6 protein-coding genes and 1 pseudogene are annotated in these 4336 nt (G+C 70.5%); 5 read left to right on the top strand and 2 right to left on the bottom strand.

All coding sequences use genetic code 11. The annotated features are described in order from the left end of the window. The 4 genes and pseudogenes from AB0J52_RS29565 to AB0J52_RS29550 form a co-directional block, all read left to right on the top strand. A pseudogene (locus tag AB0J52_RS29565) lies at positions 1 to 357 on the top strand (phosphoesterase); the annotation flags it as partial. Continuing rightward, positions 354 to 881, top strand: a complete 528-nt coding sequence (locus AB0J52_RS29560) for a hypothetical protein (RefSeq protein WP_500185834.1) — start codon at positions 354 to 356, stop codon at positions 879 to 881. The pseudogene AB0J52_RS29565 and the gene AB0J52_RS29560, both read left to right, overlap by 4 nt. Positions 882 to 1015: 134 nt before the next feature. After that, positions 1016 to 2164 (top strand): LLM class flavin-dependent oxidoreductase, encoded by a 1149-nt coding sequence (locus AB0J52_RS29555; protein WP_500185833.1) that lies wholly within the window; start codon positions 1016 to 1018, stop codon positions 2162 to 2164. Between the two features lie 72 nt (positions 2165 to 2236). Further along, positions 2237 to 2863, top strand: coding sequence for a DUF6461 domain-containing protein (locus tag AB0J52_RS29550; RefSeq protein ID WP_500185831.1), 627 nt, complete (start codon positions 2237 to 2239; stop codon positions 2861 to 2863). Positions 2864 to 2881: 18 nt separating this feature from the next. Here the strand turns inward: AB0J52_RS29550 and AB0J52_RS29545 are convergent, their stop codons facing one another. After that, a complete protein-coding gene (locus tag AB0J52_RS29545; RefSeq protein WP_500185830.1) occupies positions 2882 to 3379 on the bottom strand; it encodes an FBP domain-containing protein in 498 nt (165 codons plus the stop codon). Positions 3380 to 3450: 71 nt separating this feature from the next. Between AB0J52_RS29545 and AB0J52_RS29540 the strand changes: the two genes are divergently transcribed. Then, positions 3451 to 4023 (top strand): TetR/AcrR family transcriptional regulator, encoded by a 573-nt coding sequence (locus AB0J52_RS29540; RefSeq protein ID WP_500185827.1) that lies wholly within the window; start codon positions 3451 to 3453, stop codon positions 4021 to 4023. Here the strand turns inward: AB0J52_RS29540 and AB0J52_RS29535 are convergent. Next, positions 4024 to 4336 (bottom strand): helix-turn-helix domain-containing protein (locus AB0J52_RS29535; protein WP_500185826.1); only part of this gene is annotated, 313 nt, incomplete at its 5' end.

The raw sequence follows: 4336 nt of genomic DNA, 5'->3' as shown, positions 1-4336 counted from the left end.
GTCACCGTCCGCATCACCGTCCGGACGGCCACCACCCCCAACGCGTCCGGCGAGATCCCCCGCCTGGCCCGCCTCGACCTCATCCGCGGAGCGGTCACCGGCCCCGCCGCCGACCGCGACGCCTTCACCAACCCCCACGTCTCGGTCGTCGAGTCGTTCACGCCGCGCCGCCACGCCTCGGTGCTGCACTTCGAACACCGCTTCCGCAACGTCCGCGACCCGTTCTACGTGCGCCTGCGCGGCACGGACGGCAAGCGCGCGAACGGTCTCGAGCCGATGATGGACGTCCAAGGCGCGGCCGCCCCCTGGGACGACCTGTGGTGCTACGCCAACCCCGTCTTCGTGGACGTCCGATGACCGTCCTGGGCATCGACGCGGGCCACCGGGACCGCTCGGCTCTGGAACGGATGGTCCTGGACGCCGTCCCGGACCCGATCCTGCTCTGCACCCACCCGGTGAGGCACCCCGAGGCCCACCACGCCGCGTCCGTGGAACTGGACCCGGCGACCACCGCCGCAGCGACCGCCGCCCTCCTCGCGCAAGGTGCCGCAGTAGCCGAGAACGGCCAGGCCACCGGCCCGTCCGAGCACTCCCCCGGCGCCCTCCAGGCCCTCCGCGACCACAGGCGCGAGGGGCGGGCCGTCCGCTTCCCGAATCAGCACCTCCTACGGGGAACGCTGACCCTGGCGGAGGCCCTGGCGACCGGCGCACTGGACCGCATCGACCCACTCGGCGGTTCCCTGCCGCCCGAAACGCTCCTGACCACCCACGACTTCGTCCGCCCGGTCTACCGGGCAGGCGAACTCGTCCTGGAGGTCACCCCGTCAACGACCGGAGCCGTCCCCTTCGAACTAGAACACCAACACATCTGCGGCCACTGATCCGCCCGATTTGAGCCCGGCAAGGCTCCAAGACAACGGCATTACTGGCGCTATCCGGCCAGCCCGCCCCGCCCTCTTCCGTCACGCCGCTTCTCGATACTGAAGGCTCCGCGACCGGAAGAAGGCGGGGCACGATGAATTTCCAGTTGGGCCTGTTCTCTCCGAACACCGAATCGGGACTGGCCATCACCACCGTTCCCGAACGCTGGCACGCCACCTGGGACAACAATCTGCGACTCGCCACGCTCGCCGACCGGGCGGGGCTCGACTTCCTGCTCCCGGTCGCGCGCTGGATCGACTGGGGCCCCGACACCGCCTTCCACCGCAGCGCTCTCGATCCGCTGGTCTGGGCCTCGGGCCTCCTCGCCGCGACGCGGCGGATCCGGGTGTTCAGCACGGTGCACACCGCGTTCCACCATCCCGTGGTCGCCGCCAAGCAGCTGGCCACGCTCGACCAACTCGGAAAAGGCCGCGCCGGCCTCAACATCGTCGCCGGATGGCACGCCCCCGAATACGAGATGTTCGGCCTCTCCCTGCCTTCCGACCACGACACCCGGTACGCCTACGCGCAGGAATGGTGGGACATCGTCCAACGCATCTGGACGAGCACCGAACCCTTCGACCATGACGGCCGCTTCTTCCACCTACGCGGCGTGGTCGGCGCGCCCGGCCCGTACGACGGCAGGAAGGTGCTGACCATGAACGCCGGATCGTCCCAGCAGGGCCGCTCCTTCGCCGCCCGCAATGCCGACCACGCGTTCACCGTGGTCGGCGGCCCGGAGGACGGCGCGGACATCGTCAAGGCGATCAAAGCGGACGCCGAGGCCATGGGCCGTTCCGTGGGCGTCTTCACGCTCGGCCACGTGGTCTGCAGACCCACCCGAGCCGAAGCCGAGCAGCGCCTGGCCTACTACGCCGACGAGCACGCCGACTGGCCCGCCGTGGACGAGGTCATGCGCCTGCAAGGCCTGCACGCGCAGTCCTTCACCCCCGAGATGCTCAGCACCTACCGCGGAAGGTTCGCCGCGGGTCACGGAAGCTGCCCCCTGGTCGGCACCCCCGACGACGTCGCCCACTCCCTCGCCGCCTTCGCCGACGCCGGCTTCGACGGCATCGCCCTGTCCTTCCTCAACTACACCGATGAACTCCCCTACTTCGCCACCGAGGTACTCCCCCGCCTAACCGCCCTGGGCATCCGCCCAACGCAAGAACCGCCATCGCCGACTCCCGGCACCCCCCCCCGAACCCGTAGAACATCCTCGCCAACGCGTAGCGAGCGATGACTACGGAACGCTAGGCCAGTAGGCCGTGCAGTGGCCCCACGCTCAGCGCCCAGTCACAAAGGAGTGTTCGTCTTGGCCGATGGCCTGGAATGGATCGCGGACGGCTGGTCCGGCGCCCGCTCCCCGACATGCACCGACTTCTCCATCACGTGCGCCCGGGGTATCGATCCTGAAGAACTCGTAGGTCGCGTCGCCGATCGCGCGAGTCTCGACATGCTTGCTGCCCTCACTGCGGACGAGGCGAGCCGCATGGTCGACATGGCGCGGGTCTACTCCGTCGGGCGGTTCGGCCGAAGTGGCCAATGGTCGTTCCTCGTCGAGTCCGGCTGCGCCGAGGGCTGGTTCCTCCCAGTGGCGGTCTCCACGGGGGGCGCGGAGGTGCTGGTATTCGACTCGCAGCAAGACCATCCGCCGCCCCGCTTCAGCTACTACAAGGACGGAGCGGCGCTCGTTACCTGCTCCCTCATCGACGGTGACGAGATGGGCGGGGCGCAACCTGCCCTCCTGCTGGAGGCCATGCACCAGACGGGGCTCGATCCAGAAGCCATGGAGGAAGAGGACATCGCCCCAACGGAGCGGCTGCGGCGCATGCTGCGCATGATCGGAGAGCACTTCGACCTCGCCCTGCCGGAAGGCGAGATCACCCAGGGGGCTCTGCCCGGGGCCGTCATCCGGACCTCACCGCCGTCCCACTGGTGACAGCTCGTTGGCTGGGGGTCAGTGGGTGACCTTGGTGAGGAAGGTCTGGAGGTTGGTGCGGACCCGGGCTATCTGGTCCTCCAGGGTCAAGGACTCGTCCATGCCGCCGCCGGCGGCCTTCTCCTTGCGGCCGCGGACGTAGAGGGAGCAGGCCAGGTCGACGCACATGTACTGGCCGACCGAGTTGCCCTGGCGGCCCTGCTCGCCGGTGCGGCGGGCGGTCATCAGGGCGACGCCGCCGCCGGTCCGGGTGGTCAGGCACAGCGAGCACATGCTGCGCGCGGTGAAGCCGCGGGTGGTGGTGACCGTGGCGCGCAGCGCGAGGCCGACGAGGCGCCCGCCGTGCTCGGTGACCAGGTAGGCGCGCTCGGGGGCGCCCTGGTCGCGCCAGCCGAGGAAGTCCAGGTCGTCCCAGGGGAGGTCGGCGAAGTCCCGGGGGAGGTTGAGCCGCTTGGCCTCGCCCTTGGAGCAGTTGACGAAGGACGCGCGGATCTCTTGTTCGGTGAGCGGGTTCATGTCTGCGACGGTATGCAAGCTAGGAGTACCATGCAAATTATTAAAGCCTTTAGGTTTCTGGAAGGGGGCCCATGGCGCGGGCCGGGGTGACCGCGGACCGCCTGGCACTGGCGGCGGCGGAGATGGCCGACGAGGTCGGCTTCGACAACGTGACCCTCTCGGCGGTCGCGCGCCGGTTCGACGTCACGGTGGCGAGCCTGTACGCGCACGTCTCCAACGCGCACGACCTGCGGGTCCGGGTGGCGCTGCTGGCCCTGGCGGAGCTGGCCGACCGGGTCGCGGACGCGGTGACCGGGCGGGCGGGCAAGGACGCCCTGGTCGCCTTCGCCGATGCCTACCGGGCCTACGCGCGGCGGCATCCGGGCCGCTACGACGCCATGCGCACGCGCCTGACGCCGGAGACGGCCGCCTCCAGCGCCGGTCCCAAGCACACGGCGATGGCCCGGGCGATCCTGCGGGGTTACGGCGTGCCGGACGAGGAGCAGACGCACGCCGTCCGCCTCCTTGGCAGCACCTTCCACGGTTTCGTCAGCCTGGAGGCGTCCGGCGGCTTCGAGCACTCGGGCGATTCGGAGACTTCGTGGTCCAGGACGCTGGACGCCCTCGATGTCGCCCTGCGGAACTGGCCCGCGCCCTCCGCCTGATCAGCGGGACGAGGTCGCCAGCCAGGTGCGCAGGGCCCACCACCAGTGGGCGGTGTCGGCGACGGAGGCGGCGGCGAGCGGACGGCCGGTGAGGTCCCGCAGCCGCCGGAGCCGGTACTTCACCGTGTTGCCGTGCACGTGGAGGGCGGCGGCGGTCGGCTCGATGCGGCTGCCGTGATCCAGGTAGGCGAGGGCCGTCTCGGCGAGCTCGCGGTGGAACGGGTCGCCCGGCACCAGGGCCGCCAGCAGGGAGTCGGCGAGGAGGCGTCCGAGCTCGGGTTCCCCCTCGGCCGCGGTCAGCAGCGCCAGGTCG

Source organism: Spirillospora sp. NPDC049652 (genome assembly GCF_040675125.1).
Lineage (GTDB): Bacteria > Actinomycetota > Actinomycetes > Streptosporangiales > Streptosporangiaceae > Spirillospora.
Note: the sequence above shows the minus strand (reverse complement) of the source record. Positions and strands in the feature narration are given on the sequence as shown.

Coding starts and splice junctions, on each gene's coding strand:
- AB0J52_RS29555 (WP_500185833.1), top strand. CDS start 1,016: ATGAATTTCCAGTTGGGCCTGTTCTCTCCGAACACCGAATCGGGACTG.
- AB0J52_RS29545 (WP_500185830.1), bottom strand. CDS start 3,379: ATGAACCCGCTCACCGAACAAGAGATCCGCGCGTCCTTCGTCAACTGC.
- AB0J52_RS29540 (WP_500185827.1), top strand. CDS start 3,451: ATGGCGCGGGCCGGGGTGACCGCGGACCGCCTGGCACTGGCGGCGGCG.
- AB0J52_RS29560 (WP_500185834.1), top strand. CDS start 354: ATGACCGTCCTGGGCATCGACGCGGGCCACCGGGACCGCTCGGCTCTG.